The organism is Sphingobium sp. AS12 (genome assembly GCF_019097845.1).
In the GTDB taxonomy this organism is placed as follows: domain Bacteria; phylum Pseudomonadota; class Alphaproteobacteria; order Sphingomonadales; family Sphingomonadaceae; genus Sphingobium.
Window position 1 is genome coordinate 151627 of the sequence record NZ_JAHRGM010000001.1, and the last position, 26844, is coordinate 178470.

Below are 26844 nucleotides of genomic sequence, written 5' to 3' on the forward strand. Positions count from 1 at the left end.
TCAGGCGGCAAGAACACCGCTGGGCAGCGGCAAGGTAGCGCGGCGTGCGGATGGCACGACGCGCGGTCGACGGATGCGGACATGATAGACGGGCGCGTCCTGCGGGATCGGCTGGAACAGCAAAGCGGCCACCATCTTGTCATGATAGTGGAGAAACATCCACGCGATGGTGCCGACGGCCATCATGAAGGCCGTAGAAAACAGGGTCACTGCAACGAATGTGAACATGGAGATCACTTTCTATCTTGCCATTTGCACGGTTAGTCTCACTATACCGGTGCAAACGGCGGTTAAGCATATTTGTTCCGTTTGTTCACTATATGTTCCTGTCTTTGACGCAAGTCAACCCCTTGCGCAATGTTTCGCGGGTCGTTAAAGGCGCGCCCTATTCCACATGGGAATCGACATATCCGGTGCCGGCGGGGTCTTTCAGGCTCTTTCCCGGTTCCTGATTCCCAGAGGCACAACCGGAAGGAGATTATCTTATGGCGGCACCTGTCGTCACCATGCACCAATTGATCGACGCTGGCGCGCATTTCGGCCACCAGACGCATCGCTGGAATCCGCGCATGAAGCCTTACATCTTCGGCGAGCGCAACGGCATCCACATTCTTGACCTGTCGCAGACCGTGCCTTTGTTCGGCCGTGCGCTCGACTTCGTGTCGTCGACCGTTGCTGCTGGCGGCAAGGTGCTGTTCGTTGGCACCAAGCGCCAGGCGCAGGACCCGATCGCCGACGCGGCGCGCAAGTCCGGCCAGCATTTCGTCAACCATCGCTGGCTGGGCGGGATGCTCACCAACTGGAAAACGATTTCGGGTTCGATCAAGCGTCTCAAGACCCTTGAGGAAAAGCTGTCGGGTGACACCCATGGCTTCACCAAGAAGGAAGTCCTCCAGATGACTCGCGAACGCGAGAAGCTGGAAATGTCGCTGGGCGGCATTCGCGACATGAACGGCATCCCCGATGTCATGTTCGTGATCGACGCCAACAAGGAAGAACTGGCGATCAAGGAAGCCAACACGCTGGGTATCCCGGTCGTTGCGATCCTCGATTCCAACGTCTCGCCCGACGGCATCGCCTTCCCGGTTCCCGCGAACGATGACGCCAGCCGCGCCATCCGCCTGTATTGCGACGCCATTGCGGCTGCCGCGACCAAGGGCAACCGTGGTGCGCAGCAGGCTTCGGGCGTCGACCTGGGCGCGATGGACGAGCCGCTGGCTGAAGAGGTTGTCGCCGAAGCCTAAAAGGCGTCGCACAACTGCAAGAATGACAGGCTAGGGCGCGCTCTTTGCAGAGACGCGCCCTGCCGCTTATTTGAACCACAGATATATTAGGAGCCGAAACATGGCCGATATTACTGCCGCCACCGTCAAGGAACTGCGCGACCGTTCGGGCGCCGGCATGATGGATTGCAAGAAGGCGCTGACCGAAACCAACGGCGACATCGAAGCGGCAACCGACTGGCTGCGCGCCAAGGGTCTGGCCGCTGCGCAGAAGAAGTCGAGCCGCACCGCGGCCGAAGGTCTGGTCGGCGTGGCTGTTGCCGGGACCAAGGGCGTGGCCGTCGAAGTGAACAGCGAAACCGACTTCGTCGCCAAGAACGACCAGTTCCAGGATTTCGTCCGCACCGTGTCCACCATCGCGCTGGAAAGCGGCGTGGCGGACGCTGAAGCGCTGCTGGCGTCGCCCTATCCGTCAGGTGGCACCGTGTCGGAAAAGCTGGTCGCCAACATCGCGACCATCGGCGAAAACCAGAATGTCCGCCGCGTGGGCCATGTTTCGGTGAACCAGGGCATCGTCGTTCCTTACGTTCACAACGCTGCGGCCCCTGGCCTTGGCAAGATCGGCGTGCTGGTCGCGCTGGAAGGCGATGCGCCTGCCGACGTTCTGGAACCGCTGGGCAAGCAGATTGCGATGCACATCGCCGCTGCCTTCCCGCTGGCGCTGTCGGCTGCCGACATCGATCCGGTCCAGCTGGAGCGCGAGCGCGCCATCGCGACCGAAAAGGCTGCCGAATCGGGCAAGCCCGCTGAAATCATCGCCAAGATGGTCGATGGCGCGGTGGCCAAATATGCCAAGGAAAATGCGCTGCTGTCGCAGCTGTTCGTGATGGACAACAAGACCCCGATCGCCGACGTGGTGGCCAAGGCCGCCAAGGAAGCGGGCGCGTCGATCACCCTGACGAGCTATGTCCGCTTCCAACTGGGCGAAGGCATCGAGAAGGAAGTCAGCGATTTTGCCGCCGAAGTCGCGGCGGCGGCTGGCGTTGCCTGACGCATAGTCGGTTCGCTTTCGCGCGCCTGTCGGGAAACTTCTCTCGACAGGTGCGCAGCGAACGGACATGGGGGTGGCGTGAATCGCCAAAACCCCGCTTCACATACTGGCGCGCACTGCTAAGGTGCGCGCCATTTCCTTGCCCAAAACAAATGGGCCTCGTTCAGATGGAATTTTGCCCCGCATGACCCGGCCATCCTTCAAGCGCATATTGCTGAAATTGTCGGGCGAGGTGCTGATGGGTTCGGGCCAGTTCGGCATTGACCCCGAAACCGTCGATCGCGTCGCTGGCGAGATTGCGGCGGCCAAGGAAGCCGGGTTCGAGCTGTGCGTCGTCGTAGGCGGCGGCAATATCTTCCGCGGTCTTGCCGGGGCGGCCAAGGGTTTTGACCGCACCAGCGCCGACTATATGGGTATGCTGGCGACGGTCATGAACGCGCTGGCGGTGCAGAATGCGCTGGAGAAGATTGGCTGCGACACGCGCGTCCAATCGGCGATCCCGATGGCGTCGGTGTGCGAACCCTATATCCGGCGCAAGGCGGTGCGGCATATGGAGAAGGGCCGGATCGTCATATTCGCGGCGGGCACAGGCAATCCTTTCTTCACCACTGACACGACGGCAGCGCTCCGCGCAGCGGAGATGAATTGTGACGCGATCTTCAAGGGGACCAGCGTGGATGGCGTCTATGATGCCGATCCCAAGAAGGTGGCCAGCGCGACCCGTTATGACGCCATCAGTTTCGACCGGGTGCTGACAGACAATCTTAAGGTCATGGATGCCAGCGCGATTGCTCTGTGCCGTGACAATCATATTCCCATCGTCGTGTTCAACATCCGCGAAACCGGCAATCTGGCGACAGTGCTGGCCGGGCAGGGCGTGGCGACGATCGTACAAAATCAGGAGAGCTGATCACATGCCGCAATATGACAAATCGGACCTGGAACGCCGCATGACGGGTGCGGTCGAATCGCTCAAGGGCGACCTTTCGGGCCTGCGCACCGGGCGCGCCAATGTGATGCTGCTCGATCCGGTGACGGTGACCGTCTATGGCGCGTCGATGCCGCTCAATCAGGTGGCGACCGTGTCCGCGCCCGAACCGCGCATGTTGTCGGTACAGGTGTGGGACAAGACCAATGTGGGTCCGGTGGACAAGGCGATCCGGTCGGCCGGCCTCGGCCTCAATCCCATCGTCGACGGGCAGACGCTGCGCCTGCCGATCCCTGACCTGACCGAGGACCGCCGCAAGGAACTGGCCAAGCTGGCCAGCAAATATGCCGAAGCCGCGCGCATCGCGGTGCGCAACGTGCGCCGTGATGGCATGGACAGCCTGAAGGCCGACGAGAAGAAGGGCGAAATCAGCGAGGATGAGCGCAAGCGCAAGGAAACCGAGGTCCAGAAGCTGACCGACGGCGTCATTGCCGAGCTGGATGCGACCTTCGCGGCCAAGGAAAAGGAAATTCTCGGCCAGTAAGCCGGGACTGTTCCGCCCATGATCCGCGCAATCCCCACCAGCTGATGGCCACGCAAGTCCGGCCCGATCTGCCCCAGGCCGCGCCCGCCCATGGCGCGCGCCATGTCGCCATCATCATGGACGGCAATGGCCGCTGGGCGAAGAAGCGGTTGCTGCCGCGCATCGCGGGGCATCGTGCCGGGGTGGAGGCAGTGCGCCGCGTGTCGCGCGCGGCGCGAGACATGGGGCTGGAGTGTCTGACGCTCTACGCTTTTTCGTCGGAAAACTGGAAGCGTCCGGCGAGCGAAGTTGCCGACCTGATGGGGTTGCTGCGGCATTTCATCCAGGCGGATCTGGACGAATTCCATGCCAATGGCGTGCGGTTGCGGATTATCGGCAATTATAAGGCGCTGGAGCCGTCGCTGGTCGCCCTGATCGAGGATGCGGTCAAGCGGACGGCGGGCAATAGCGGGCCGATCATTGCGATCGCGCTCAACTATGGCGCGCAGGACGAGATGGTCCGCGCGGCGCAGACGCTGGTGCAGCGCGTCGTGGCGGGCGAGATTGCGGCGGACGCGATTGGCGTCGGGGATATTGATGCGGCGCTCGACACCGCTGACCTGCCGCCGCTCGACCTGCTGATCCGGACGTCGGGTGAGCAGCGCTTGAGCAATTTCATGCTGTGGCAGGCGGCCTATGCCGAACTCTATTTCACCGACATGCTGTGGCCCGATTTCGATGCCCATGCACTGGCACAGGCGCTGGATGCTTTCCGCTTGAGGGACCGCCGTTTCGGCGGGCTGTGAGCGGCATGGCAGGTGAATTGCGCACCCGCGCCATTGTGGGCGTCGTCCTGATTGCGGTGGCGCTGGGTGCTTTGCTGTCGGGCGGGCTGCTGTTCTGGGTGCTGCTGTCGGTGGCGGGCGTGCTGATGCAGGCCGAATGGGCTGATTTGAGCGGCGCGTCGGCGGATCACAAGAAGCTGTCCATGTATGCGGTGTCGGTGCCGCTCGCGATTCTTTGTCCGCTGGCGGCGGGCCTGTCCTGGTTTGCGGCGGGCCTGCTGGTCGCGGCGTTTGCGTTCGTGATTGTGGCGACGCGATCGGTCCGGCTGGCGCTGGGCGTGATCTATGTCTGCCTGCCGGTGATGGCTTTGCTGTTCCTGCGCGGGCAGGCACCGAATATCTTTGGCCTGACGCTGGCGCTGTGGGCGCTGGCTTTGGTGTGGGCCACCGACATTGGCGCCTATTTTGCAGGCCGGTCGATCGGCGGGCCGAAGCTGGCGCCGCGGATCAGCCCGTCCAAGACCTGGTCTGGGCTGGGCGGCGGCGTGCTGGCGGCGTTGCTGGTCGGCTTTGCGCTGCATCGCTTTGCCGGGCTGCCGATCGAACTGGCGGCGGCCAGCGGCCTGCTGGCGGTGGCGGCGCAAGGTGGCGACCTGCTGGAAAGCGCGATGAAGCGGCGGGCGGGGGTCAAGGATAGCGGATCGCTGCTGCCCGGCCATGGCGGGGTGATGGACCGGCTGGACGGAGTGGCGACCGCTGCGCCGCTGGCGGCCCTGCTCTATCTGATGCTGGTGCTGCGATGAGTCGGAAGGTTTCCATCTTCGGCGCGACCGGGTCGGTGGGGCAGTCGACGCTGGACCTGATCCGGCGGGAGCGCGACGCCTATGATGTGGTGGCGCTGACCGCGAACAGTGAGTTGGACAGTCTGGCGGCACTGGCGCGGGAGACAGGGGCGAAGGTCGCGGTCATCGGTCAGGAACGGCTGTATGGCGCGTTAAAAGAGGCGCTGGCCGGGACGGGGATCGAGGCGGCTGCGGGCGAACAGGCGCTGGTCGATGTCGCAGGGGCTGGCGCGGACTGGACGATGGCGGCGATTGTTGGTTGCGCTGGGCTGCGACCGACGATGGCGGCGTTGAAGGCTGGCGGCACGGTGGCGCTGGCGAACAAGGAGTCGCTGGTGTCGGCTGGCGGGCTGATGATGGCGGCGGCTGGCGTATCCGGCACGACATTGTTGCCGGTGGATAGTGAGCATAATGCGATTTTCCAGTGCCTTGCAGGCAGTCGTTTGGAAGATGTCGCAAGAATTACGCTGACCGCCAGCGGCGGGCCGTTCCGCACGCGCAGCCGCGCGGAGATGGCCAACATCACGCCCGCGCAGGCGGTGGCGCATCCTAACTGGTCGATGGGAGCCAAGATCAGCGTCGATAGCGCGACGATGATGAACAAGGGGCTGGAACTGATCGAGGCAGCGCATCTGTTCCCGGTCGACCTCGACCGGATCGAGATATTGGTTCACCCGCAATCGGTGATCCATTCGATGGTCGAATATCGTGATCGATCGACGCTGGCGCAGCTGGGGTCGCCGGACATGCGGATTCCGATCGCCCATGCGCTGGCCTGGCCGCAGCGGATCGCCACGCCCTGCCTGCCGCTCGATCTGGCGCGGATTGGCCGACTGGATTTCGAGGCACCCGATGAGGATCGCTTCCCTGCTTTGCGCCTGACGCGCGAGGCTGCGGCGGCGGGCGGGGCGGTTCCCGCGATCCTGAACGCGGCCAATGAGGTGGCGGTCGCGGCGTTTCTGGGCGGGGCGATCGGCTTCCTTGATATCGCCATGATTGTGGAGGAAGTGTTGACCCGCTATAGCGCGCCGATGCCCTCCACGATTGACGATGTGCTGGCGGCCGACGCCGGGGCGCGTGCCATGGCGGGCAATGTGATGGAAAGATTGACGGTTTGATCCACAATCCCGGTTTTCTGCTGACTGTTCTGGCATTTGTGGCGGTCATCGGGCCGCTCGTTTTCGTGCATGAGCTGGGCCATTATCTGGTCGGGCGCTGGTGCGGGGTGAAGGCGGAGGCTTTCTCGATCGGCTTCGGGCCGGAATTGTTCGCCTGGGTGGACAAGCGCGGCACACGCTGGCGCGTCGCGGCACTGCCGCTGGGCGGCTATGTCCGCTTCAAAGGCGACATGAATGCGGCGAGCATGACCGATCCGGCCTGGCTGGAACTGCCCGCTGCCGAGCGGGCGCAGAGCTTTCCGTCCAAGCCGCTATGGCAGCGCGCGGCGATCGTTGCGGCGGGACCAGCGATCAATTTCCTGTTTGCGATCCTGATTTTGGCGACCTTTGCCTTCGTGCATGGCGAGAGCCGGACGCCTGCGGTAGCGGGTCAGGTGCAGCCGGGCAGCGCAGCGGCGGCGGCGGGTATCCTGCCGGGCGACCGGATCGTGTCGCTGGGCGGGCGCGAGATGGCGACGTTCGACGATATTCGCCTCTATGCGCAGATCCGGCCCGGCGAGACGGTGGCCATGGTGATCGAGCGGAACGGCAAGACCTTCGCCAAGGACGGCACGATCGGCAGCGTGACCGAGGATGATGGTTTCGGCAACACGTTCCAGATCGGGCGCCTGGGGCTGGCCCCTGGCGATCCCGTGATCGAGCCGGTCAGCCTGTTGCGCGCACCGGTCGTCGCGGTGGAGCGGACAGGACAGATCGTCCGCACCATGGTCGAGACGATGGGCCAGATCGTCAGTGGCGGCCGGTCGGTCAAGGAACTGGGTGGCCCCTTGAAGATCGCGCAGGTTTCCGGGCAGGCGGCGACGCTGGGCATCGAAAGCTTCATCTTCTTTGCCGCACTCATCTCGATTAACTTGGGGTTCATCAACTTGTTGCCAATCCCGATGCTGGATGGCGGGCATCTGCTGTTTTACGGGATAGAGGCGGTGCAGCGGCGGCCGGTCAGTGAACGGGTGCAGGAATGGGCCTATAAATCGGGTCTGGCGGTGCTGCTGACCATGATGGTGCTGGTGACTTTCAACGATTTGTCGTCTTTCGGACTGTGGAAAAGCCTGTCCGGCTTGATCGGCTGAGCCGCTTCGGGCAGGGAGACGCGGTTTGGCGTCGTCTGTGTCGGCGGAAACAATTTTATATGGTTTGAGGTGATGCGGGTGACAGCGATGATGAGCAGCAAGAGGCAGCGCCCGGTCGTCACGGCCCTTTTGGCGACGACGATGATCGCTGGCTTTGCGACGGTACCCGCGATGGCGCAGCAGGGCGCAGCGCCCGCCCGCGCGCCGACGCTGGCCCCGCCCGTCGCTCCCGCGCCGGTCGGCACGATCAGCGCGATCACGGTGACCGGCACCCAGCGGCTGGAGCCGGACACGATCCTGTCCTACACCAAGCTGCGCGTTGGCCAGCCCTTCACCCAGGAAACGCTCGATCAGGGTCTGCGCGACCTGTATGAGACCGAACTGTTCGCCGACGTCCAGATCCGCAACGATAATGGTGTGCTGACGGTCGAGGTGAAGGAAAATCCGGTCATCAACCGCATCGTGCTGGAAGGCAATAAGCGGCTGAAAGAGGATAAGATCCGCCCCGAAATCAAGCTGGCCCCGCGGCAAATCTATACGCGCTCCAAGGTCCGCGCCGACGTGGCGCGCATCATCGAACTCTATCGCCGTCAGGGCCGCTTTGCCGCGAGCGTCGAGCCGAAGATGGTGCAGCTGGACCAGAATCGCGTCGATATCGTCTTTGAAATTACCGAAGGGCCAAAGTCCAAGGTCCGCCAGATCAACATTATCGGGAACGAGAAGTTCAAGGACGGCGCGCTGCGCAGCCAGATGGTGACCAAGCAGTCGCGCTGGTTCCGCCTGTTTTCATCCGGCACCAGTTACGATCCCGATCGCCTGGCCTATGACCAGCAGAAGCTGCGCCAATATTACCTGACCGAAGGCTATGCCGATTTCCGCGTGATTTCCGCCGTGGCGGAACTGACGCCGGACAAGCAGGACTTCATCATCACCTATGTGGTGGAAGAAGGCGACCGCTATAAATTTGGCGATGTGAAGGTCGAATCGGACATTCGCGACCTGTCGGGCGATGGCCTGACCAAGCGTCTGCCGATGAAGAAGGGTGACTGGTACAACGCCAAGCAGGTCGAGGATACGGTCGACACGCTGAGCGAGACGGCGGGCCTGTTCGGTTACGCCTTTGCCGATGTGTCGCCCGATTTCCAGCGCGACAAGGATACGCTGACGATGGGGATCAACTTCCGCATCGCCAATGCGCCGCGCGTCTATGTCGAGCGGGTCGACATCAACGGCAATACGCTGACGCAGGACAAGGTGGTGCGCCGCGAATTCCGTCTGGCCGAAGGGGATGCGTTCAACAGCTTCCTGGTCAAGCGGTCGAAGGACCGGATCAATTCGCTGGGCTTCTTCCAGGAGAAGCTGGACGTGGAGCAGAAGCCGGGTTCCGCGCCGGATCGCATCATCCTGGAAACCAATGTGCAGGAAAAATCGACCGGCGAATTGTCGCTGTCGGCCGGTTTCTCGTCATTGGAACGCTTCATCGTGTCGGCGTCGATCACCCAGCGCAACTTCCGCGGCAAGGGCCAGGAACTGCGCACGTCGGTCAATTATTCGGCCTATAGCAAGTCGGTGGAAGTGGGCTTTACCGAACCCTATTTTCTCGACAAGAATATCGCGCTGGGCGGCGACATTTATCGCCGCGATCTCAATAGCTTCCGCTATCTGACCAATAATGACCGCGACACGACCTACGAACAGACGACGACGGGTTTCCAGATTCGCGCGGGTGTGCCGATCACCGAATATATGTCGCTGGCGCTGCGTTACAGCCTCAATCTGGACGATGTGACGCTCGACAAGGACACCTATTATTCCGACACCAATGGCGATGGCATCACCGAGTGCGATCCGTTGCTGGCGGGTCGCTATCTCTGCGATGCGATCGGCAAGCGGACGACATCGTCGCTCGGCTATTCGCTGATCTACGACACGCGCGATAATCGTATTCGTCCGACGCGCGGGCATAATATCGTGCTGAGCCAGGATTTTGCAGGGCTTGGCGGTAGCGTCAAATATGTCCGCACCCGCCTCAATGCCTCCAAATTCTTCCCGCTGGGTGGCGGCTTCATCTTCTCGCTGACCGGCGAGGGTGGCTATATCCACAGCCTGGAAGGCGAACGTCTGGATTCGACCGGGCAGTCGGTCGACAAGATCCGCCTGACCGATCGCTTCTTCCTGGGCGAACCGCAATTCCGTGGTTTCGACATTCGTGGTGTCGGTCCGCGCGTCAAGCGCTTCTACCTGACGGCGGAGACGGATGCGAACGGCAACACCACCGGCTATGTCAAGAATACCGATAATAACAATGTGTCGGATGACGCGCTGGGCGGCAAAATCTATTATCTGGCCCGTGCCGAAGTCGAAATTCCGCTGGGATCGGGTGCGCGCGAAATGGGCCTGCGTCCCTCGATCTTCATGGATGCGGGCGCTGTGGCCGGGCTGAAAAATCCCGGCACAATCGCCTTTGCTGGTTATTGTTCACCGACATCGGGGACCGGCGCTACGGTGCGGGCCGGGGGCACGCCCTATCAACCGACCTGCGATGTGAACTATACCTTCTCCGGCGGCAATTTCGTGGAAGAATATCTCGGCGATACGCTGAAGCCCCGACTGTCGGTTGGCTTTGGCGTCAACTGGAACTCGCCGTTCGGCCCGTTCCGTATCGATATCGCCAAGGCGCTGCTGAAAGAACCAGGGGACGACAACAAGCTCATCACCTTCAACGTAGGGACTCAATTCTGATGAAGACCATTATCAAGGCTGCGGCGCTCGTTCTCGCGCCGATGACTGCCATTGCACTGACCGCCGTTCCCGCCGCTGCGCAGTCCAAGCTGGGCATCGCCGTCGCCGACCTGCAACGCGCGGTTGGCACCAGCGCGGCCTATACCGTCGCGCGCACGCAGATGCAGACGACCTACAAGCCGCAGCTCGACGCGTTCAACGCGCGCAAGACCGCGATCGACGCTGACCTCAAGACCAAGGGCGATGCGATCCAGAAGGCGCTGACCGCTGCGGGTAACAAGCCCACCCCGGCGATTGAGACCCAGTATCAGGCGTTCCAGCAGTCGCAGCAGAGCGCGCAGGCCGAACTGCAGCGTCTGGGCCAGCCGATCGCCCTGGCCAATGCCTATGTCGAAGAGCAGATCACGGCCAAGCTGTCGGATGCGCTCAAGGCTGCGATGGCCAAGGCCAAGGTTGACCTGGTGCTGGCCCCCGACGCGACTGTGTCTTACCAGCCGACCGTTGACATTACGGCTGCCGTCGTGACCGAAATCAACGCGCTGGTCCCCAGCGTTTCCATCACCCCGCCCGCTGGCTGGCAGCCCGGTCGTCAGGGCCAGGCAGCCGCCCCGGCAGCTGCGCCCGCCAACCCGGCGCAGGCCCCCAAGTCGCGCTGACAAGAATGACGGGAGAGGTTGAAAATATAGGCGCGCGTGGCCCGATGGATGTCCGTCGGGTCATGGCCGCGCTGCCGCATCGTTACCCGATGCTGCTGATCGACCGCGTGGTGTCGCTGGTGCCCAACCAGTCGATCCACGCGATCAAGGCGGTATCGGTGAACGAACCCTTTTTCCAGGGCCATTTCCCGACCCGGCCGATCATGCCCGGCGTACTGATCGTCGAGGCAATGGCGCAGGCGGCGGGCGTGCTGGCGGTGGAATCGATGAATTTGGCCGATTCGGGCAAGCTCGTCTATTTCATGAGCATCGACGGCGCGAAGTTCCGATCGCCAGTGGAGCCGGGCTGCCTGCTCGACCTGCATGTCGAAGTGACCCAGAACCGGGGCGCGATCTGCAAATTTGCGGGCAAGGCGATGCTGGGCGACAAGCTGGCCGCCGAGGCGCAGTTCGTCGCGATGATCAGCGATCCGCCCAAGGATTGAGGACGAAGGAGCGGGACAACGCATCATGCTTGCCATGGCGCGCCAAACCCGCTAACGGCGCGCCTTCGCACTTTTCCCGCATCCACAGCCGGTCGGAACCGGCGCACTACGGAGCATGACGCCATGAAGGCCGAGATTCACCCCGACTACCACATGATCACCGTCCAGATGACGGATGGCACGACGTTCCAGACCCGTTCGACCTGGGGCAAGGAAGGCGACAAGATGGCGCTCGACATCGACCCCAAGTCGCATCCCGCATGGATCGGTGGCCAGCGTCAGCTGGATCAGGGCGGCCAGGTGGCGCGCTTCAACAAGCGCTTTGGCGGCCTGACGCTGAAGAAGTAATCGGCCTTACAAGGTTCAAGGAAAGGGCGCCCGATGTGGCGCCCTTTTTTTTGTCTGTTGGCAGGTGTTGAGAGGGTTACTCGCAGACATTTTGCGACGCTATATCTCGTCATAAATTTGATATGTCTTGTCGGGGTTGCTAGAAATGATTGCACTGTTCCTGTTTGCCGCTGTTGCCGCTAACCAGACCGAGACCGACGTGACCGCCCAGTCGAAGGCAGGGATGCTGCTATGCTCGAATCCGGATGTTGCAACGAAAACATGTTCTACCATTGCCACCTATTCTGTTGTTGAAGGCGGGGCTTCGATCGAGACAGCCGAAATTCTTCTTTCTGCCGACCAGCCCGTCACGCTTGAGATGTCCGCTCCCGTGAAGATCGAGGGTGGAACAATCTGTGGGCAGTTGACGGAGGCTGCTCTCGTAAATGCAAAGGTGCGATTGAACGGTGCACTGCTTCCGGCTGACCGCAATTCTGCGGCGCTGAATAGCCTGCTGCCCAAACTTAGACCCCTTGTCGGCAGACAGACATGTGATGGCTTAAGAATAGAGGGCGAACGCCTGATGAAATATGGTCAGGTCGACCGCATCGACGTTAATCTGCCGGGCAAACCTGTCATTTGGATCGCTCCTAGCAGCGGTTACAAGGTCGCTCCTCGCTAGGCTGTCGCCGCGTGATCCGCGTCCAGAAACGCCGCTACATCGTCCAGCACGACGTCTTTCGACAGGAAGGTCTGGCCGATGCCCCGCGCCAGCAGGAAGGGGAGGGTGCCGGCCGCCATCTTCTTGTCATGGAGCATGTGGCCGACCAATGCAGCGCCATCGGCGGTGACATGGGCGGTGGCGAGGTTGTGGGGCAGGCCGACGGCTTTGAGGTGCGCGGTGACGCGGTCCGCGTCGGACTGGGCGCAAAGGCCGAGGCGCGCTGAGTAGCGGAAGGCCAGCGCCATGCCCGCCGCGACGCCTTCGCCATGCAGGAGCGTGTCGCAAAAGCCGGTGTCGGCCTCCAGCGCGTGGCCGAAGGTGTGGCCGAGGTTGAGCAGCGCGCGGCGGCCGGATGTTTCGCGCTCGTCGTCGGCGACGATCGCGGCTTTCGCGCGGACGCTGCGTTCGATGGCGATGGTGCGGGCGTCGGGGTCACCGGCCAGCAGCGCCTGCGCATTGGCTTCGCACCAGCCGAAGAAATCGGGATCGTCGATCAGACCATATTTGACGACTTCGGCATAGCCCGCGCGGGTTTCGCGCGGGGGAAGGCTGTCGAGGGTCGAGGGGTCAATCAGGACGAGGGTGGGCTGGTAGAAGCTGCCGATCAGATTCTTGCCCGCCGCAGTGTTGATCGCGGTCTTGCCGCCGACCGACGAATCGACCTGGGCCAGCAGGGTGGTCGGCACCTGGATGAAGTGGCAGCCGCGCTTGAGGATGGAGGCGGCAAAGCCGACAAGATCGCCGATCACGCCGCCGCCAAGCGCCACGACATGATCGCCGCGCTCAATCTCCAGCGCCAGCAGCGCGTCGAGCAATTGTTCCAGATGCCGCCAGCTCTTGGTCTGTTCGCCCGGCGGCAGGATGATCGGTTCGAGCGTCACATTGGCGGCGCGCAGGCTGGCGTCGAGCCGGGGAAGCTGGGCGGCGGCGACATGGGCGTCGGTGACGACGACCAGTCGCCCCTTGCGCGCATAGGGGGCCAGGATGTCGCCCGCACGGTCGAGCGCGCCCTGTTCCACGATGATATCATAGCTGCGCGCGCCGAGCGCGACCGGGACTATTGCCATGCCGTCAGATGCTCCATGATGCGGTCGACCGTGATGTCATGCGGGGCCGCGATGCTCTTCACATGAATGGGGGCGAGCGCGTAAACCGGATTGCGGACTGCCGCCAGATCGGTCAGCACCGTGCGGGGATCGCGATCCTTGAGCAGGGGGCGGCCTTCGCGGCGGGACACGCGGTCGACCAGCACGTCAATGTCCGCGTCCAGCCAGATGGCGGTGGCCTGATCCAGGATCAGCGCGCGGGTATCATCCTGCATGAAGGCGCCGCCGCCGGTTGCGATCACCTTGGGCGCGCCGTCCATCAGCCGGGCTATCACGCGGCGTTCGCCGTCGCGGAAATGGGGTTCGCCATAGCGGGCGAAAATTTCGGTGATGGACAGCCCGGCTGCTTTCTCAATCTCCTCATCGGCATCGACGAATGTCACGCCGAGCCGCGCGGCCAGCCGCCGTCCGACGGTGGATTTGCCCACGCCCATCATGCCCACCAGGACGATGGGACCGCGCTTGGCGTTGGTTGCCGGGAATTTGCTGTTTCGCTGCATGGCGACCGGGGCTATACAGCGACCCGTCACAGAGGCAAATCGCATCTTTCCCTGTCGTTTCGCGCGATGGCGGGACCAGCCGTAGCAAGGACTCATGAAGAACAACCGCAATTTCAGCAGTTTTGAGGGCGCTGGCCGCCGTCGTGGCACGCGCCTGCCGATCCTGCCCATCGTCCTGGTGGTGCTGGTCGTCGCGCTGCTGGCCTTCCTGTGGTCGCGCGGCGGCGAGCAGCCGCAGCAGCGTGTCGAGAAAGCCATCCCCGCCGAGAAGCTGGGCCAGTAAAGCCCATGCGCAGGTCCGGGGGTAAGGCGAAATGGGCGCTGGGCAGCTTTGCGCTGGCACTGGCGCTGCCGGTCGTGGCGCAACAGGCGCCCGAATCGCTGTTGCCGCCCGGCTTTGGCGATGCGCCCGAAGCGCCTGCGCCAACGCCCGCGCGGCCTGCGCCGGGATCAACGCCGGGCGTTGTGCCTGCCCCGTCGCTCAATCCTGCGACCCCGCCCGATCTGGCGCTATTGCCGCCGACGGAGGCTAACGCTGCCGAAGAAGAATTGACGCCCGAAGAGCTGGCGGCGCAGAAGGCGAAATATGACCTGCCCGATACGGCGCGCCGGTCGCTGGATCGCATCGGTCCGCTGACGCCCGCGACGCGCGGGATGGAGCCGAACGCCTTTGGCGGGCAGTCGGGCAAATTCCTGGCCACTTTGATGCAGCAGACCCATGCGCCGATCATGTCGCGCTGGGCCGCGATCCTGTTGCGGCGGACGTTGCTGTCGGCGGTGGATACGCCGCGCGACATTGACGGGGCGGACTGGGCGGCGGAGCGCGCCTGGCTGCTGCTGCGCATGGGTGAGGCGGACAGCGCGCGGATGATGGTGCAGAGCGTCGATCCCGACCGCTATTCGCCTCGCCTCTATGCCATTGCGATGCAGACCTATCTGGCAAGCGCGGACCCCGCCGGGCTGTGTCCGCTGTCTGAGGGTGCGCTGCGTTTCAGCAAAGAGCCGGGCTGGGACATGACGCGGGCGATCTGCCCGGCATTGTCGGGCGATCAGGGATCGGCCAGCGGCGCGCTCAATCAGGCGCAGCGGCGCGGCGTGGTGCGCGGGATCGACTATCGGCTGGCCGAAAAGGTGGTCGGCACCGGCTTCAATGCGCGCCGGTCGGTGAAGATCGAGTGGGACGGCGTCGACAAGCTGACGGCGTGGCGCTTTGGTCTGGCGACGGCGCTGAATGTCGAAATTCCCGATACGCTCTATGGCACGGTCGGGTCGCATGTGCGGGCGTGGGAAGCGCGCGCGCCCGCGCTGGCGGCGGTGCGGCGGCGGCCTGCGGTGGAGATTGCGGCGCGGCTGGGGGTGTTTTCCAACGCGGCGCTGGTCGGTTTCTACAGCCAGCTGGCGGCCGATGGCGATGCCCCGGCGGAGATCGCCGACCGGATCGACACGCTGCGCACCGCCTATGCCGGGGCGACCGTGGGCGAGCGGATCGGCGCGATGCAGACATGGTGGCAGGATGGCGCGCGGCCCGACTATGTCGGCCTGATCGCGACGGCGCGCGCGGCTGCGGCCCTGCCCGTGGCGCAGGCCGATGCGCGCGACGCTGCCAATCTGGTCGCGGCGATGATGACCGCCGGTTATGATCGCAACGCGGCGCGCTGGGCGCGGGCGCTGGGGCAGCTGAACGGCGATGGCGCGGCGCAATTTTGGGGCCTGCTGGCGGTCGGCGCACCAAGTCCGGTGGTGGACATTAATGAAGGCCGAGTATCGACCTATGTTGGCGAGGCAGGGCCGGAGAAGGGCCGGATGCTGATCGCGGCGCTGGCCGGTCTGGCGCGGCTGTCGGCTGATGATGCGGCCAGTCTGGCGCAGGATAATGGCGTGAACCTTGCCGCCAGCAGCCGCTGGGCGCGCGCGATCGGCGCGGCGGCGCAGCGGGGCGAAAAGGGCACGGTCGCCTTGCTGGCAGCGGTGGGGATGCAGGGGAGCGACTGGAACCGCCTGCCGCCGGGGCATCTCTATCATGTCGTCGCCGCGCTGCATCGCGTGGGGCTGGACCCCGAAGCGCGGATGATCGCGGCGGAGGCGATTACGCGGCTCTGATGGGTGATGATGATGCCCTGATCGACCGCTTTCTGGAAATGATGGCGGCGGAGCGGGGCGCGTCGCGCAATACCTTGCTGGCCTATCGTGCCGATCTGAACGGCGCTGCCGCGCTGATCGGCGGGCTGGCCGGGGCGAGCAAGGAGGCGCTGGGCAGGCTGGCGGGCGAATGGGCGACGCTGGCGGCATCTTCCGTGGCGCGCAAGGCGTCGGCGCTGCGGGCCTTTTACGGATTTCTGGAGGAAGAGGGGTTGCGCGCGGACAATCCCGCCAGCGCATTGCCGCGCCCGGTGATGCGGCGGCCCTTGCCCAAGATATTGTCGGGGGCCGAAGTCGATAGGCTGTTCGCGCTGATCGCCGAGCGGCTGGCGGTGGCGCATCCCGCGCCTGGCGATCTGCGGCTGTCGGCGCTGATCGAGCTGCTGTACGGGTCGGGGCTGCGCGCCACCGAACTGGTGTCGCTGCCGCGCCGGGCGCTGGCGGCGGATCGGCCCTTTCTGATCCTCAAGGGCAAGGGCGGGCGCGAGCGACTGGTGCCGATTTCCGATCGCGCACGAGCCGCGGTCGCGACCTGGCTGGCGCATGTGCCGCCGGATAGCGCATGGCTGTTTCCGTCGGGGAAAAGTTACCTCAGCCGCATCCGGCTTTATCAGATCGTCAAGGCGCTGGCAGGGGCGGCTGGCATCGCGCCCGAACGGGTCAGCCCGCATGTGCTGCGCCACGCTTTCGCCACCCATTTGCTGGAGGGCGGGGCGGATCTGCGCGCGCTTCAGTCGATGCTGGGCCATGCCGACATCGGCACGACGCAAATCTATACCCATGTTGATAGCCGCCGCCTCGTTGAACTGGTCAACAGCCGTCATCCATTGGGGCAGATGGTGCCGAAAATGCCTCAGCCGCGCGTTGACGACGACGCATCATCGCCCTAACGCCATGCGCCATGGTCAGCTTTCTGGAATTTGAAAAGCCCGTTGCCGAACTGGAAGCGCGCATTGTCGAACTGCGCGCCACTGCCAGCGTCGGCGACATCAATATTGACGGCGAGATCGCGACGCTGGAAGCGCGCGCGGCGAAGATGCTGGGCGACACTTACGCCAAGCTGACGCCTTGGCAAAAGACGCAGGTGGCGCGCCACCCCGAACGCCCGCACTTCAAAGATTATGTCGCGGGCATGTTCGATAACTTCGTGGCCTTGGCGGGCGACCGTGCCTTTGCCGACGATCAGGCGATATTGGGCGGCTTTGCGACGCTGGGCGAACGGCGGGTGATGGTGATCGGCCATGAGAAGGGCGACGATACCGCCAGCCGGGTGCGGCATAATTTCGGCATGGCCAAGCCGGAGGGCTATCGCAAGGCGATCCGCCTGATGGAACTGGCCGACCGGTTCGGCCTGCCGGTGGTGACTTTGGTGGATACGTCGGGCGCTTTTCCCGGCGTACAGGCCGAGGAACGAGGCCAAGCCGAAGCGATTGCGCGGTCGACCGAGGCGTGTCTGAAGCTCGGCGTGCCGATGGTGGCCGCGGTGGTCGGCGAAGGTGGCTCCGGCGGCGCGATTGCGCTGGCGGCGGCCAACCGCGTGCTGATGTTCGAACATGCGGTCTATTCGGTGATTTCGCCCGAAGGCTGCGCGTCGATCCTGTGGCGCACCGCCGACAAGGCCAGCGATGCGGCGACGGCGATGCAGGTGACGGCGCAGCATCTGAAAAATCTGGGCGTCATCGACACGATCGTGCCGGAGCCGGTGGGCGGGGCGCATCGCGATCCCGTCGAGGCGATTGCCAGCCTGGGCGCGGCGATCGAGGCGGAACTGGCGGCGCTGGATGGCATGGATGCCCAGGCGCTGCGCACCGACCGGGCGGACAAATTTCTCGCTATCGGTGCCTGACGGACGCTTGACGGGGAACGCTCCGGCCCCTCTTCTCGTTACGATGAGGTAACAGAAATGGAGGTTAGGGGATGAACTGGAAATTGTCGCTGGCGTGCGCCAGTGTGGGTATGGCCGCGCTGGTGGCTGCGCCTGCCGTGATCGGCCAGCAGCGCGCGATACGGACTGTCTCGTCGATCAGCGCGCAGGACAAGGCCACGGGTGCGAAGCAGCATCCTGAACTGCTCAAGGAATTTGGCGGTCCCTATGCCGGGCCGCAGGCGCGCTATGTCGAGAGCGTCGGACGCCGCATCGCGGTGCAATCGGGTCTCTCCAACGCGCAGAGCGATTTTACCGTCAGCCTGCTCAATTCGCCGGTCAACAACGCCTTCGCTATTCCCGGCGGCTATGTCTATGTCACGCGCCAGCTGATGGCGCTGATGAATGATGAGGCGGAACTGGCAGGCGTGCTGGGGCATGAAGTGGGCCATGTCGCGGCCCGCCATGGCCAGCGGCGGCAACAGGCGGCGCAGCGCAATGCGATTGGTGGGGCTTTGCTGGGCGTGCTGACGGGGGCGCTGCTGGGCGATTCGGGATTTGCCGGGCTGATCCAGAAGGGGATTGGCACGGGCAGCCAGCTGCTGACGCTGCGATTCTCCCGCACGCAGGAATATGAGGCTGACGATTTGGGCATCCGTTATCTGGCGTCTGGTGGCTATGATCCGCGCGCGCTGTCCGGGATGCTGGCGTCGCTGGCGGCGCAGAGCAATCTGGATGCGCGAGTCGCGGGGAGCGCGCGCACGATGCCGGAATGGGCCAGTACCCATCCCGATCCGGCATCCCGGGTCGCGCGCGCAGCCAAGGGCGCGGCGGGCAGCGGGTCGAAGAGCGTCGTGCGCAACCGGGACGCCTTCCTCAACGCGCTCGACGGGCTGCTCTATGGTGACGATCCCCGGCAGGGCGTGATCGAGGGTAATCGTTTCCGTCATCCCGACCTGCGCCTGACCTTCACCGCGCCGACCGGCTTTGGCATGGAAAATGGCGCGGATGCGGTGTCGGTGACCGGATCGGGCGGGCAGGCGCAATTTGGCGCGGCCCCCTACTCGGGCAATCTGGCGGCCTATATCGACAGCGTCTTTGCCAAGCTGGGCGGAGCGAATGGCAGCGTGCCGGAGGGCGAGGTGCGGCGGGCTACCGTGAACGGGCTGCCTGCCGCGTGGCGCACGGTCCGCGCAAACAGTCAGTCGGGCGCGGTCGATGCGACTGTTTTTGCTTATGATTTTGGCGGCGGCAAAGCCTATCACTTCCTGCTGCTGACGGCGGCGGGGCAGGGCATCGGCCCGTTCAATGCGATGGTGCAGTCGGTCCAGCGTCTTTCGGCGCAGGAAGCCGCTGCGATCAAGCCGCGCCAGGTCGATGTTGTGACGGTGAAGGCAGGCGATACGGTCCAGTCGCTCAGCCGCCGTATGGCCTATAGCGACTATCAGCTTGAGCGGTTTCTGACGATCAATGCGCTGGCGGCCAATGCGTCGCTGCGGCCGGGTCAGCGGGTGAAGATCGTGACCTGGTAACGCCAAACGAAAAAGAGCGGCGAAGTTGCCTTCGCCGCCCCCTTATTCGACAATGTGCCGGGCTTACTTGAGGTTGCCCGAAACATTGTTGAAGGTGCTGCCGAGCTTCGTGCCCAGGCTGGTCATCGCGCCAATGGCGGCGACAGCGATCAGAGCCGCGATCAGGCCATATTCAATGGCGGTCGCGCCCTTGTCGTTCTTCAGCATCTTACGGATGAACTGCATGTTAGGTCTCCTTATCTTGAAACTGCGTTTAACTACCCGGCCGCCCCGCTTGAATGTATGTGGTCAGCAAGGAACGGATTAGAGGAGGTCAGTTGAAAAACTGTTAATGAGGATCAAGCCGCTGTCAGATATTGATGGTTAACGCGACGTTACTTCATTGGACACGTTGTTCCACATGCCGGTCGTCTTGTTGGCTACGTTGGTCAGCGCCGTGATCATGGCCAGAACGACCATCGCGATGATGAGTCCATATTCGACCGCGGTCGCACCACGTTCGCATCGCGTAAGGCCCAGGCGGGCGATGATTTCGATGATCCCGCGCATACGGTCCCCAGTTCACTACAGACAGTCCCCGACAGACCTGTAAAAGACCCACGGTTAAAAAAGCCCTTTCATTGGACCTTTATGGATAGTTTTTCGCCTTTGCTGGTGGTGGCCGCCGCCCTGATCGATGCGGATGGCCGCGTCCTCGTGCAGCAACGTCCGCCGGGCAGATCAATGGCGGGGCTGTGGGAGTTTCCGGGCGGGAAGCTGGAGCCGGGAGAAACCCCTGAAGCGGCGCTGATCCGCGAGCTGGAGGAGGAACTGGGTATCCGCACCCATGCCAGTTGCCTAGCACCCGCGACCTTCGCCAGCGAACCGCTGGGCGACAGGCATCTGCTGCTGCTGCTCTATGTCTGCCGGAAATGGGAAGGGGTGGCGCAGGCGCGCCATGCCACGGCGCTGCAATGGGTGCGCCCGGCGCAGATGTACGGGCTGGACATGCCGCCCGCCGACCTGCCGCTGATCGGGATATTGGAAGCTTTGCTGTAGGCGGGAGGGAGCGCCCCTCCCGCCTGGGTGTCACTCTTCGCGTGCCTTGCTCTGGAGCTGGATATAATTTTGGATGCCCATGCGTTCGATCATTTCGAACTGGGTTTCCAACGTGTCGATATGCTCTTCCTCGCTTTCGAGGATGTACTGGAACAGGTCGCGGGTCACATAGTCGCGAATCGATTCGCAATAGGCGATGCCGTCCTTGAGCGGGGGCAGGGCTTCATATTCGAGCGCGAGGTCGGCTTTGAGGATTTCCTCGACCGTTTCGCCGATCTTGAGGCGGCCCAGCAGCTGGAAATTCGGCAAGCCGTCGAGGAAGAGGATGCGCTCCGCCAGCTTGTCGGCGTGCTTCATCTCGTCGATCGATTCCTCATATTCGAACTTGGCGAGCTTTTCGACGCCCCAGTGATTGAGGATGCGATAATGGAGGAAATATTGGTTGATCGCGGTCAGCTCATTTTTGAGCACCTCGTTCAGATAGTCGATGACCTTCGGGTCGCCTTTCATGGCGGATACTCCGGCTGGGGGGAAATGCCGCCGGACTATAGGCTTTCGGATCAACGCTGTTAAGCTGAAAAGCCTTGATATTCCGCCATCTTATCGCGCGCTATTGCGTCGGCTTCGCGAATCCTTCGTGCGGATGATTTGCAGTCGTGTCAGGCCGATGCGCGCTCGGCGGCGATGATCGTGCGGGCGAAGGGGACGCACTGGCCGCATTTGGGGCGGCGGCCAAAGCGGGCATAGGCGCTGCATGGCGTATCCGCGCCGTCGCGCACGGCTTCCTTCAAATCCTTTTCACGAATGGCATTGCAGATACAGACGACCATCGAGACACTCTCCTGATAAAGGGGAGATAGCGCAGATGATAATAGGTCGCAATAGTAATCAGCTGCTCTTGCGAATCTTTTGCGGTTGGCCGCGGACCAGGCTGCGCCAGAGCCATTCCGCCGGGCCAAGCGCGAATCGCAACAGCCAGATCGGCGACCAGAGCAGCATCAACGCCCACGCCCCCAGGACGAAGGGAAGCAGAAGGGCGGGGCGGACATGGCCGAACAGGCCCAGCCCCCAGCCGTAGAAAAGCGCGGTCATCAGCAGGCTGGACCCCAGATAATTGCTGAGCGCCATGCGCCCGGCGGCGGAGAGGCGCGCGACCAGCGGGTGATCGCGATGGCGCGCAAGCAGCCACAGGATGAGCGCTGCCCCGCCCACGGCAAGCGGTATGCGGAAGGGGAAGGACCAGAGCAGCACGGTGCCGAAAGCAGGCAGCGGTGCAAAGCCGCTGGCGATGATCCAGATGGCCAGGCCCATCATGGGAGGCAGTCCGATGAGGAAGCAATGGCGCGCGGTGCGCCAATATTGATCGGCAGGCCAGCGACCGGTGAGGAAGCCGCCTTTCAGCATCGCCATGCCCAGCAGCATGAAGCCCAGCACATCAAGGCTGGTGAACATGAAGCCCCACAGCCATTCGCCGGGGAAGGCAGCAAGCTTGTGCGACAGGATCGCGCCAAAGCCGCTACGATAGGTGGCGAGTTCCGCGCGGACGCCGGGGCTGGCGGGATCGGCCATGGTCGCCATGAAGGTCGCAAAGCCATCGCGCGTGGCGCCGCTGGCGTCGGGCAAGGCTGCGGCATGGCCCCAGGCGTATAGGGTGGCGATGAAGGCAGCGCAGAGCAGGAAGTGGAGAAGGAAGATGAGGAAGGCGCTCTTGACCAGCGCCATTGGCTCCTGCCGCACGAAGCGGAGCGCGATGAGGCTGACCAGCGCATAGATCGCCAAAATGTCGCCCCACCAGAGCAGCAGATAATGGGCCATGCCAATGACGAATAGCCAGCCCGCGCGGATCATCTGGCTGCGGCGACCGTCGCGCCCGGCCATTTCTTCCCGGTCGATCAGCAGCAGCATCGACGCGCCGAACAGCATGGCAAACAGGCCACGCATCTTGCCGTCGAACAGGATCAGGCTGCTCAGCCAGAAGGCGATGTCGCCGGTGCCGAGCGATCCCGATGCGGCCGGGTTGAAATAGGCCGATTGCGGCAGGGCGAAGGCGGTGATGTTCATCCACAGGATGCCCATCACCGCGCAGCCGCGCAGCACGTCCATGGCGGGGATGCGGGGGGATGTCATGGGAGCCATCCATGAAGGGGACTGGTCAGCGGCGCAAGCCTCTGCCAAGGCGCGTAACCATGATTGATGGCTCCAGGCATTGGCGCAAGCAACGGATCAGCGACGCCTTCGGCGCGGCGGCGGCGCATTATGACGACCATGCCGGGCCGCAGCGACAGGCGGCGGCGCTGGTGGCAGAGTTGGCCCAGCGGCAAAAGCCCGATGGGGTCGAGCGTATATTGGAGATTGGCTGCGGCACCGGTTTCCTGACGCGCGATGTGCAGGCGCGCTGGCCGGGGGCGGAGATGGTGGTGACCGACCTGTCGCCGGGGATGCTGGAACAGGCGGCCTCTGCGGGCCATGTCGCGGGCCGATTTCTGACCATGGACGGGGAAGCGCCGATCTTTGACGGGCCGTGGTTCGACCTGATCGTGTCCAGCCTGGCGTTTCAATGGTTTGATGATCTGGCCAGCGGAATATCGCGGCTGGCGGGGCTGTTGCGGCCGGGCGGGAGCCTGATCTTCTCGACCATGGGGCAGGGGAGTTTCGCGCGCTGGCGGGCGGCGCATAGGCAATGCGGGCTGGTGGCGGGGGTGCCGGATTACCCGACGCTGGACGGGCTGCGCGCGATGCTGGCGGGGTTTGGCGATGCGTTCGCTTTTGATGAGACGTATGCGCTGGATTGCGGCGGGGCTCGGGGGTTGATAGCCCATTTGCGCGGGATTGGCGCGGTGGTGCCGGGTGAGGGGCGGGCGCCGCTTGTCCCGGGGGATCTGCGGCGGGTGATGGCGGCGTTTGAGGCCGAGGGTGGCGGGGATGCGTATCAGGTGCTGTTCGGGCGGGTGACGCGGTCAGCGCGCTGATTTGCGGATCATCAGTTTGAGGCCCGACCAGATGGCGTCGACAGCGCACACCTTCACGTCGACCAGATCGGTCGCGGGCAGGATGACGGCGCGGATCACATCTTCGGTAATGTCGGTCGGAACTTTGGATGCCTTTTTCGGCCAGCTGACCCAGAGGAAGCCGGTGGGTGCTAGCAGCGGGCGGAGCGCAGTGATTTTCGCAGTCATGTCAGCGCGATCGGTGACGAAGATTTGGGCGGCGTCGATCGGCGCTTGCGGGTGGGGCAGGCGGATGACGCCGGAGTCGGCGAGTTCAGCCTCGACGGACGCGGGCATGGCATCCCACAAGGCGCGCAGGCCGGGCTTGAGGCTGAGCTTTTTGGGTAGAGGGGTGGTGGAGTAGCCGGTGGTCATGAGGCTTGGCTCCGAACATAGGCGACGATCGCATCGGCGGTGGTTGCGGGGTCTTTTAGCACATCGGCGGCGGGGATACGCAGCAGGCTTATGCCGTGGGTAAGCAGCCACGCATCACGGGTCGCATCGTGGGCGGGGCTGTCGCCCATGTCATGGGCTACGCCGTCAATTTCTATGCCCAGCTTTGCAGACGGGGCGTAGAAATCGAGGATATAGGGGCCGACCGGATGCTGGCGACGGAATTTGATGCCTTGCGGTTGGCCTTTGAGCAATCGCCAGAGCAAGGCCTCGGGGAGGGAGAGGTTCTGTCGGAGCGCGCGGGCTTTGGCGACGGTGCGGGGGGGGCGTTGCGCGCGCCATTGCCCCTCCGTCAGCGCTTCGCGCTGCCACCTCCCCATGCCTTCGGCACAGGGAGGAACTGGGTAGGATTTGATCCTCCTTGTCGCGTAGCGATGGGGAGGTGGCTGGCCGAAGGCCAGACGGAGGGGCTATTTCCGCTCCCTGTCGTCAAAGTTCGCTGTCCATCAGAGCGGGGAAGAAGCCTTCATGCGCGGCGCGCAGGTCGGTGAGGGGGACGCCCGCCACTTCCAGTCCGCCGGTGGTGCCGATGCGGACAGCGCCCGGAATGTCGATTCCCTGTGACGCGGCGACGACATAGCGGCCCTGATCTTCGCCAAAGGCGGAAGCCGTGGTGAGTGCGGTGTCGAGCTTTGCACCGATCTTGCCCGCCAGCGCCATTTCCGTGAGCGTGACGATCAGGCCGCCGTCGGCAATATCATGGACGGCATTGACGGTGCCTGCCGCAACCAGCGCGCGGATCGTGTCTGCATTGGCGCGCTCGGCGGTTAGATCGACCTTGGGCGCATCGCCCGCTTCACGGCCGGCGATTTCGCGCAGCCAGATCGACTGGCCCAGATGCGTGCCCAAAGCCCCTTCTGGCCCGCCGATCAGCCAGATGGCGTCGCCTTCATTCTTGAACGCGACAGTCGCCATCTTGTCGACGTCCGCCAGCAAGCCAATCCCGCCAATCGCGGGGGTCGGCAAAATGGCGCTGCCGCCGCCCGTCGCCTTGCTCTCATTATAGAGCGACACATTGCCGCTCACGATCGGGAAATCCAATGCGCGGCAGGCGTCGCCCATGCCGTCGAGGCAGCCGGTCAGCTGAGCCATGATTTCGGGGCGCTGGGGGTTGGCGAAGTTGAGGCAGTTGGTGACCGCCAGCGGCGTCGCGCCGACGGCGGACAGGTTGCGATAGCATTCGGCGATCGCCTGCTTGCCGCCTTCATAGGGGTCGGCATAGCAATAGCGCGGGGTGCAATCGGTGCTGATCGCAATGCCCTTGTTCGATCCGTGGACGCGGACCACTGCGGCGTCGCCGCCGGGGCGCTGGACGGTGTCGGCGCCGACCATGTGATCATATTGTTCCCAGATCCAGCGGCGGCTGGCGATGTCGGGGCTGCCCATGAGTTTGATGAGGTCCGCGCCGATGTCGGTGGATTCGGGGATATCGCCGAGCGGCTGGACGCCCGACCAGACTTTATAGTCGTACACCGGCATGGAGGGGCGATCATAGAGCGGGGCGTCGTCGGCCAGCGGGGCGAGGGGAATGTCGCAGACGGTTTCGCCATGATGGACCAGAACCATGCGGCCCGTGTCGGTGACGGTGCCGATCACCGCGAAATCCAGTTCCCATTTGTGGAAAATGGCTTCGGCAAAGGCTTCGCGGCCGGGCTTCAGCACCATCAACATGCGCTCCTGACTTTCGGAGAGCATCATTTCATAGGCGGTCATGCCGGTTTCGCGTTGCGGCACGGCGTCCATGTTGAGGAGCAGGCCGACGCCGCCCTTGCTTGCCATTTCGACGCTGGAGGAGGTGAGGCCCGCCGCGCCCATATCCTGAATCGCGACGATCGCGTCGGATGCCATGAGTTCAAGGCACGCCTCGATCAGCAGCTTTTCAGTGAAGGGATCGCCGACCTGCACGGTGGGGCGCTTGGCGTCGGCGTCGTCGCCGAAATCGGCGCTGGCCATGGTCGCGCCATGGATGCCGTCGCGGCCGGTCTTGGAGCCGACATAGACGATGGAATTGCCCACGCCTGACGCTGCCGAATAGAAAATCTTGTCGGTGTCGGCGATGCCCACGGTCATCGCGTTGACCAGGATATTGCCGTCATAGGCGGGGTGGAAATTGACTTCGCCGCCCACCGTGGGCACGCCGACGCAATTGCCATAGCCGCCAATGCCGCGCACCACGCCGCTGATCAGGTGACGCATCTTGGGGTGATCGGGCCGTCCGAAGCGCAGCGCGTTCATATTGGCGATGGGGCGCGCGCCCATGGTGAACACGTCGCGCAAAATACCGCCAACCCCGGTCGCCGCACCCTGATAGGGTTCGATATAGCTGGGGTGGTTGTGGCTCTCCATCTTGAAGATCGCCGCCTGTCCGTCGCCAATGTCGACCACGCCGGCATTTTCGCCGGGGCCGCAAATGACCTGCGGGCCGGTGGTCGGCAGCTTCATCAGGTGGATTTTGGAGGATTTATAGCTGCAATGCTCCGACCACATGACCGAGAATATGCCCAGTTCCGTGAGGTTCGGCTCGCGGCCGATCGTTTTCAGGACGCGGTCATATTCTTCCGGGCTGAGGCCATGTTCGGCGACGATTTCCGGGGTGATGTGGGGAGCGGTGCTGGACATGTGCGCGCCTTTAGCGGGGCCAAGCGGGATTCACAATGGTGGGTGTGGGGGCATGGCGCAACGCTGGCGCAT

The 26844-nt window shown here is 63.8% G+C and carries 31 protein-coding genes; 20 read left to right on the top strand and 11 right to left on the bottom strand.

The window, feature by feature from the left end; genetic code table 11:
* Window positions 1-228 carry a hypothetical protein gene (locus KRZ98_RS00795; protein WP_217671762.1) on the bottom strand — a complete coding sequence of 76 codons (228 nt, stop codon included), beginning with the start codon at window positions 226-228 and terminating at the stop codon, window positions 1-3.
* Window positions 229-485: 257 nt separating this feature from the next.
* Between KRZ98_RS00795 and rpsB the strand changes: the two genes are divergently transcribed.
* The 13 genes from rpsB to KRZ98_RS00860 all read left to right on the top strand — a co-directional run bounded on the left by rpsB (window position 486) and on the right by KRZ98_RS00860 (window position 12492).
* Window positions 486-1244 (top strand): 30S ribosomal protein S2, encoded by a 759-nt coding sequence (gene rpsB / locus KRZ98_RS00800; RefSeq protein WP_006954689.1) that lies wholly within the window; start codon window positions 486-488, stop codon window positions 1242-1244.
* Window positions 1245-1344: 100 nt separating this feature from the next.
* Window positions 1345-2274, top strand: a complete 930-nt coding sequence (gene tsf / locus KRZ98_RS00805) for a translation elongation factor Ts (protein ID WP_217671763.1) — start codon at window positions 1345-1347, stop codon at window positions 2272-2274.
* Between the two features lie 184 nt (window positions 2275-2458).
* Window positions 2459-3184: a UMP kinase gene (pyrH, locus tag KRZ98_RS00810; RefSeq protein WP_217671764.1), complete on the top strand. Its 726-nt coding sequence runs from the start codon at window positions 2459-2461 to the stop codon at window positions 3182-3184.
* Between the two features lie 4 nt (window positions 3185-3188).
* The gene (gene frr / locus KRZ98_RS00815) at window positions 3189-3746 is read left to right on the top strand and encodes a ribosome recycling factor (RefSeq protein WP_217671765.1); all 558 of its coding nucleotides are present in this window, start codon (window positions 3189-3191) and stop codon (window positions 3744-3746) included.
* Between the two features lie 44 nt (window positions 3747-3790).
* Window positions 3791-4531 (top strand): isoprenyl transferase, encoded by a 741-nt coding sequence (locus KRZ98_RS00820; RefSeq protein ID WP_217671766.1) that lies wholly within the window; start codon window positions 3791-3793, stop codon window positions 4529-4531.
* Between the two features lie 5 nt (window positions 4532-4536).
* On the top strand, window positions 4537-5313 hold the full coding sequence (locus KRZ98_RS00825) for a phosphatidate cytidylyltransferase (protein WP_217671767.1): 777 nt from the start codon (window positions 4537-4539) through the stop codon (window positions 5311-5313).
* Window positions 5310-6470, top strand: a complete 1161-nt coding sequence (locus KRZ98_RS00830; protein WP_217671768.1) for a 1-deoxy-D-xylulose-5-phosphate reductoisomerase — start codon at window positions 5310-5312, stop codon at window positions 6468-6470. Before KRZ98_RS00825 ends, KRZ98_RS00830 begins: the two co-directional genes overlap by 4 nt.
* Window positions 6467-7600 (top strand): RIP metalloprotease RseP, encoded by a 1134-nt coding sequence (gene rseP / locus KRZ98_RS00835; protein WP_217671769.1) that lies wholly within the window; start codon window positions 6467-6469, stop codon window positions 7598-7600. The genes KRZ98_RS00830 and rseP overlap by 4 nt, the downstream gene beginning before the upstream one ends.
* An 87-nt stretch (window positions 7601-7687) precedes the next feature.
* Window positions 7688-10342, top strand: a complete 2655-nt coding sequence (gene bamA, locus KRZ98_RS00840; protein ID WP_217671770.1) for an outer membrane protein assembly factor BamA — start codon at window positions 7688-7690, stop codon at window positions 10340-10342.
* Window positions 10342-10998 (top strand): OmpH family outer membrane protein, encoded by a 657-nt coding sequence (locus KRZ98_RS00845; RefSeq protein WP_217671771.1) that lies wholly within the window; start codon window positions 10342-10344, stop codon window positions 10996-10998. Before bamA ends, KRZ98_RS00845 begins: the two co-directional genes overlap by 1 nt.
* Window positions 10999-11003: 5 nt before the next feature.
* On the top strand, window positions 11004-11483 hold the full coding sequence (gene fabZ / locus KRZ98_RS00850; RefSeq protein ID WP_217671772.1) for a 3-hydroxyacyl-ACP dehydratase FabZ: 480 nt from the start codon (window positions 11004-11006) through the stop codon (window positions 11481-11483).
* Window positions 11484-11606: 123 nt separating this feature from the next.
* Entirely contained in the window at window positions 11607-11831 is a 225-nt protein-coding gene (gene rpmE / locus KRZ98_RS00855; RefSeq protein ID WP_119745543.1) for a 50S ribosomal protein L31, read from the top strand.
* Between the two features lie 145 nt (window positions 11832-11976).
* Window positions 11977-12492 carry a hypothetical protein gene (locus KRZ98_RS00860; RefSeq protein WP_217671773.1) on the top strand — a complete coding sequence of 172 codons (516 nt, stop codon included), beginning with the start codon at window positions 11977-11979 and terminating at the stop codon, window positions 12490-12492.
* On the opposite strand, the gene aroB is transcribed toward KRZ98_RS00860, so the two are convergent.
* Together aroB and KRZ98_RS00870 are read right to left on the bottom strand one after the other, a co-directional pair.
* Window positions 12489-13601, bottom strand: coding sequence for a 3-dehydroquinate synthase (aroB, locus tag KRZ98_RS00865; RefSeq protein ID WP_217671774.1), 1113 nt, complete (start codon window positions 13599-13601; stop codon window positions 12489-12491). The two genes, KRZ98_RS00860 and aroB, sit on opposite strands and share 4 nt — an antisense overlap.
* A complete protein-coding gene (locus KRZ98_RS00870; protein WP_217672384.1) occupies window positions 13592-14140 on the bottom strand; it encodes a shikimate kinase in 549 nt (182 codons plus the stop codon). Before KRZ98_RS00870 ends, aroB begins: the two co-directional genes overlap by 10 nt.
* 94 nt (window positions 14141-14234) lie before the next feature.
* On the opposite strand from KRZ98_RS00870, the gene KRZ98_RS00875 reads away from it, so the two are divergent.
* The 5 genes from KRZ98_RS00875 to KRZ98_RS00895 all read left to right on the top strand — a co-directional run bounded on the left by KRZ98_RS00875 (window position 14235) and on the right by KRZ98_RS00895 (window position 19675).
* A complete protein-coding gene (locus KRZ98_RS00875; protein ID WP_217671775.1) occupies window positions 14235-14423 on the top strand; it encodes a hypothetical protein in 189 nt (62 codons plus the stop codon).
* A 5-nt stretch (window positions 14424-14428) separates the two neighbouring features.
* Complete coding sequence (locus tag KRZ98_RS00880) at window positions 14429-16240, top strand: hypothetical protein (protein ID WP_217671776.1); 1812 nt, start codon at window positions 14429-14431, stop codon at window positions 16238-16240.
* Entirely contained in the window at window positions 16240-17169 is a 930-nt protein-coding gene (locus KRZ98_RS00885; RefSeq protein ID WP_217671777.1) for a tyrosine recombinase, read from the top strand. The genes KRZ98_RS00880 and KRZ98_RS00885 overlap by 1 nt, the downstream gene beginning before the upstream one ends.
* Window positions 17170-17180: 11 nt before the next feature.
* A complete protein-coding gene (locus KRZ98_RS00890) occupies window positions 17181-18125 on the top strand; it encodes an acetyl-CoA carboxylase carboxyltransferase subunit alpha (RefSeq protein ID WP_217671778.1) in 945 nt (314 codons plus the stop codon).
* Between the two features lie 110 nt (window positions 18126-18235).
* Entirely contained in the window at window positions 18236-19675 is a 1440-nt protein-coding gene (locus tag KRZ98_RS00895; RefSeq protein ID WP_217672385.1) for a M48 family metalloprotease, read from the top strand.
* 63 nt (window positions 19676-19738) lie between these two features.
* Here the strand turns inward: KRZ98_RS00895 and KRZ98_RS00900 are convergent, their stop codons facing one another.
* Window positions 19739-19900: a Flp family type IVb pilin gene (locus tag KRZ98_RS00900; RefSeq protein ID WP_006954731.1), complete on the bottom strand. Its 162-nt coding sequence runs from the start codon at window positions 19898-19900 to the stop codon at window positions 19739-19741.
* Window positions 19901-20038: 138 nt separating this feature from the next.
* Window positions 20039-20224: a Flp family type IVb pilin gene (locus tag KRZ98_RS00905; RefSeq protein WP_217671779.1), complete on the bottom strand. Its 186-nt coding sequence runs from the start codon at window positions 20222-20224 to the stop codon at window positions 20039-20041.
* 81 nt (window positions 20225-20305) lie between these two features.
* On the opposite strand from KRZ98_RS00905, the gene KRZ98_RS00910 reads away from it, so the two are divergent.
* Window positions 20306-20713, top strand: coding sequence for a (deoxy)nucleoside triphosphate pyrophosphohydrolase (locus KRZ98_RS00910; RefSeq protein ID WP_217671780.1), 408 nt, complete (start codon window positions 20306-20308; stop codon window positions 20711-20713).
* Between the two features lie 30 nt (window positions 20714-20743).
* Here the strand turns inward: KRZ98_RS00910 and bfr are convergent, their stop codons facing one another.
* From bfr to KRZ98_RS00925, 3 genes are all read right to left on the bottom strand, one after another.
* Window positions 20744-21223, bottom strand: a complete 480-nt coding sequence (gene bfr / locus KRZ98_RS00915; protein ID WP_217671781.1) for a bacterioferritin — start codon at window positions 21221-21223, stop codon at window positions 20744-20746.
* A 149-nt stretch (window positions 21224-21372) separates the two neighbouring features.
* Window positions 21373-21543, bottom strand: a complete 171-nt coding sequence (locus tag KRZ98_RS00920; protein ID WP_037476694.1) for a bacterioferritin-associated ferredoxin — start codon at window positions 21541-21543, stop codon at window positions 21373-21375.
* Window positions 21544-21601: 58 nt separating this feature from the next.
* Window positions 21602-22840, bottom strand: a complete 1239-nt coding sequence (locus tag KRZ98_RS00925) for a DUF418 domain-containing protein (protein ID WP_217671782.1) — start codon at window positions 22838-22840, stop codon at window positions 21602-21604.
* 59 nt (window positions 22841-22899) lie between these two features.
* Between KRZ98_RS00925 and KRZ98_RS00930 the strand changes: the two genes are divergently transcribed.
* Window positions 22900-23682 (top strand): methyltransferase domain-containing protein, encoded by a 783-nt coding sequence (locus KRZ98_RS00930; RefSeq protein WP_217671783.1) that lies wholly within the window; start codon window positions 22900-22902, stop codon window positions 23680-23682.
* Here KRZ98_RS00930 and KRZ98_RS00935 read toward each other — a convergent pair.
* From KRZ98_RS00935 to purL, 3 genes are all read right to left on the bottom strand, one after another.
* Entirely contained in the window at window positions 23671-24075 is a 405-nt protein-coding gene (locus KRZ98_RS00935; protein WP_217671784.1) for a hypothetical protein, read from the bottom strand. The two genes, KRZ98_RS00930 and KRZ98_RS00935, sit on opposite strands and share 12 nt — an antisense overlap.
* Window positions 24072-24473, bottom strand: coding sequence for an endonuclease domain-containing protein (locus tag KRZ98_RS00940; protein WP_217671785.1), 402 nt, complete (start codon window positions 24471-24473; stop codon window positions 24072-24074). The genes KRZ98_RS00935 and KRZ98_RS00940 overlap by 4 nt, the downstream gene beginning before the upstream one ends.
* Window positions 24474-24582: 109 nt before the next feature.
* Window positions 24583-26772, bottom strand: coding sequence for a phosphoribosylformylglycinamidine synthase subunit PurL (gene purL, locus KRZ98_RS00945; RefSeq protein WP_217671786.1), 2190 nt, complete (start codon window positions 26770-26772; stop codon window positions 24583-24585).
* Window positions 26773-26844 lie beyond the last annotated feature (72 nt).

What these genes read in the sequence shown, in the direction of transcription:
- KRZ98_RS00795 (WP_217671762.1), bottom strand. Translation starts at nt 228, where the DNA reads ATGTTCACATTCGTTGCAGTGACCCTGTTTTCTACGGCCTTCATGATG.
- rpsB (WP_006954689.1), top strand. Translation starts at nt 486, where the DNA reads ATGGCGGCACCTGTCGTCACCATGCACCAATTGATCGACGCTGGCGCG.
- tsf (WP_217671763.1), top strand. Translation starts at nt 1,345, where the DNA reads ATGGCCGATATTACTGCCGCCACCGTCAAGGAACTGCGCGACCGTTCG.
- pyrH (WP_217671764.1), top strand. Translation starts at nt 2,459, where the DNA reads ATGACCCGGCCATCCTTCAAGCGCATATTGCTGAAATTGTCGGGCGAG.
- frr (WP_217671765.1), top strand. Translation starts at nt 3,189, where the DNA reads ATGCCGCAATATGACAAATCGGACCTGGAACGCCGCATGACGGGTGCG.
- KRZ98_RS00820 (WP_217671766.1), top strand. Translation starts at nt 3,791, where the DNA reads ATGGCCACGCAAGTCCGGCCCGATCTGCCCCAGGCCGCGCCCGCCCAT.
- KRZ98_RS00825 (WP_217671767.1), top strand. Translation starts at nt 4,537, where the DNA reads ATGGCAGGTGAATTGCGCACCCGCGCCATTGTGGGCGTCGTCCTGATT.
- KRZ98_RS00830 (WP_217671768.1), top strand. Translation starts at nt 5,310, where the DNA reads ATGAGTCGGAAGGTTTCCATCTTCGGCGCGACCGGGTCGGTGGGGCAG.
- bamA (WP_217671770.1), top strand. Translation starts at nt 7,688, where the DNA reads ATGATGAGCAGCAAGAGGCAGCGCCCGGTCGTCACGGCCCTTTTGGCG.
- KRZ98_RS00845 (WP_217671771.1), top strand. Translation starts at nt 10,342, where the DNA reads ATGAAGACCATTATCAAGGCTGCGGCGCTCGTTCTCGCGCCGATGACT.
- fabZ (WP_217671772.1), top strand. Translation starts at nt 11,004, where the DNA reads ATGACGGGAGAGGTTGAAAATATAGGCGCGCGTGGCCCGATGGATGTC.
- rpmE (WP_119745543.1), top strand. Translation starts at nt 11,607, where the DNA reads ATGAAGGCCGAGATTCACCCCGACTACCACATGATCACCGTCCAGATG.
- KRZ98_RS00860 (WP_217671773.1), top strand. Translation starts at nt 11,977, where the DNA reads ATGATTGCACTGTTCCTGTTTGCCGCTGTTGCCGCTAACCAGACCGAG.
- aroB (WP_217671774.1), bottom strand. Translation starts at nt 13,601, where the DNA reads ATGGCAATAGTCCCGGTCGCGCTCGGCGCGCGCAGCTATGATATCATC.
- KRZ98_RS00870 (WP_217672384.1), bottom strand. Translation starts at nt 14,140, where the DNA reads ATGCAGCGAAACAGCAAATTCCCGGCAACCAACGCCAAGCGCGGTCCC.
- KRZ98_RS00875 (WP_217671775.1), top strand. Translation starts at nt 14,235, where the DNA reads ATGAAGAACAACCGCAATTTCAGCAGTTTTGAGGGCGCTGGCCGCCGT.
- KRZ98_RS00880 (WP_217671776.1), top strand. Translation starts at nt 14,429, where the DNA reads ATGCGCAGGTCCGGGGGTAAGGCGAAATGGGCGCTGGGCAGCTTTGCG.
- KRZ98_RS00885 (WP_217671777.1), top strand. Translation starts at nt 16,240, where the DNA reads ATGGGTGATGATGATGCCCTGATCGACCGCTTTCTGGAAATGATGGCG.
- KRZ98_RS00890 (WP_217671778.1), top strand. Translation starts at nt 17,181, where the DNA reads ATGGTCAGCTTTCTGGAATTTGAAAAGCCCGTTGCCGAACTGGAAGCG.
- KRZ98_RS00895 (WP_217672385.1), top strand. Translation starts at nt 18,236, where the DNA reads ATGGCCGCGCTGGTGGCTGCGCCTGCCGTGATCGGCCAGCAGCGCGCG.
- KRZ98_RS00900 (WP_006954731.1), bottom strand. Translation starts at nt 19,900, where the DNA reads ATGCAGTTCATCCGTAAGATGCTGAAGAACGACAAGGGCGCGACCGCC.
- KRZ98_RS00905 (WP_217671779.1), bottom strand. Translation starts at nt 20,224, where the DNA reads ATGCGCGGGATCATCGAAATCATCGCCCGCCTGGGCCTTACGCGATGC.
- KRZ98_RS00910 (WP_217671780.1), top strand. Translation starts at nt 20,306, where the DNA reads ATGGATAGTTTTTCGCCTTTGCTGGTGGTGGCCGCCGCCCTGATCGAT.
- bfr (WP_217671781.1), bottom strand. Translation starts at nt 21,223, where the DNA reads ATGAAAGGCGACCCGAAGGTCATCGACTATCTGAACGAGGTGCTCAAA.
- KRZ98_RS00920 (WP_037476694.1), bottom strand. Translation starts at nt 21,543, where the DNA reads ATGGTCGTCTGTATCTGCAATGCCATTCGTGAAAAGGATTTGAAGGAA.
- KRZ98_RS00925 (WP_217671782.1), bottom strand. Translation starts at nt 22,840, where the DNA reads ATGACATCCCCCCGCATCCCCGCCATGGACGTGCTGCGCGGCTGCGCG.
- KRZ98_RS00930 (WP_217671783.1), top strand. Translation starts at nt 22,900, where the DNA reads ATGATTGATGGCTCCAGGCATTGGCGCAAGCAACGGATCAGCGACGCC.
- KRZ98_RS00935 (WP_217671784.1), bottom strand. Translation starts at nt 24,075, where the DNA reads ATGACCACCGGCTACTCCACCACCCCTCTACCCAAAAAGCTCAGCCTC.
- KRZ98_RS00940 (WP_217671785.1), bottom strand. Translation starts at nt 24,473, where the DNA reads ATGGGGAGGTGGCAGCGCGAAGCGCTGACGGAGGGGCAATGGCGCGCG.
- purL (WP_217671786.1), bottom strand. Translation starts at nt 26,772, where the DNA reads ATGTCCAGCACCGCTCCCCACATCACCCCGGAAATCGTCGCCGAACAT.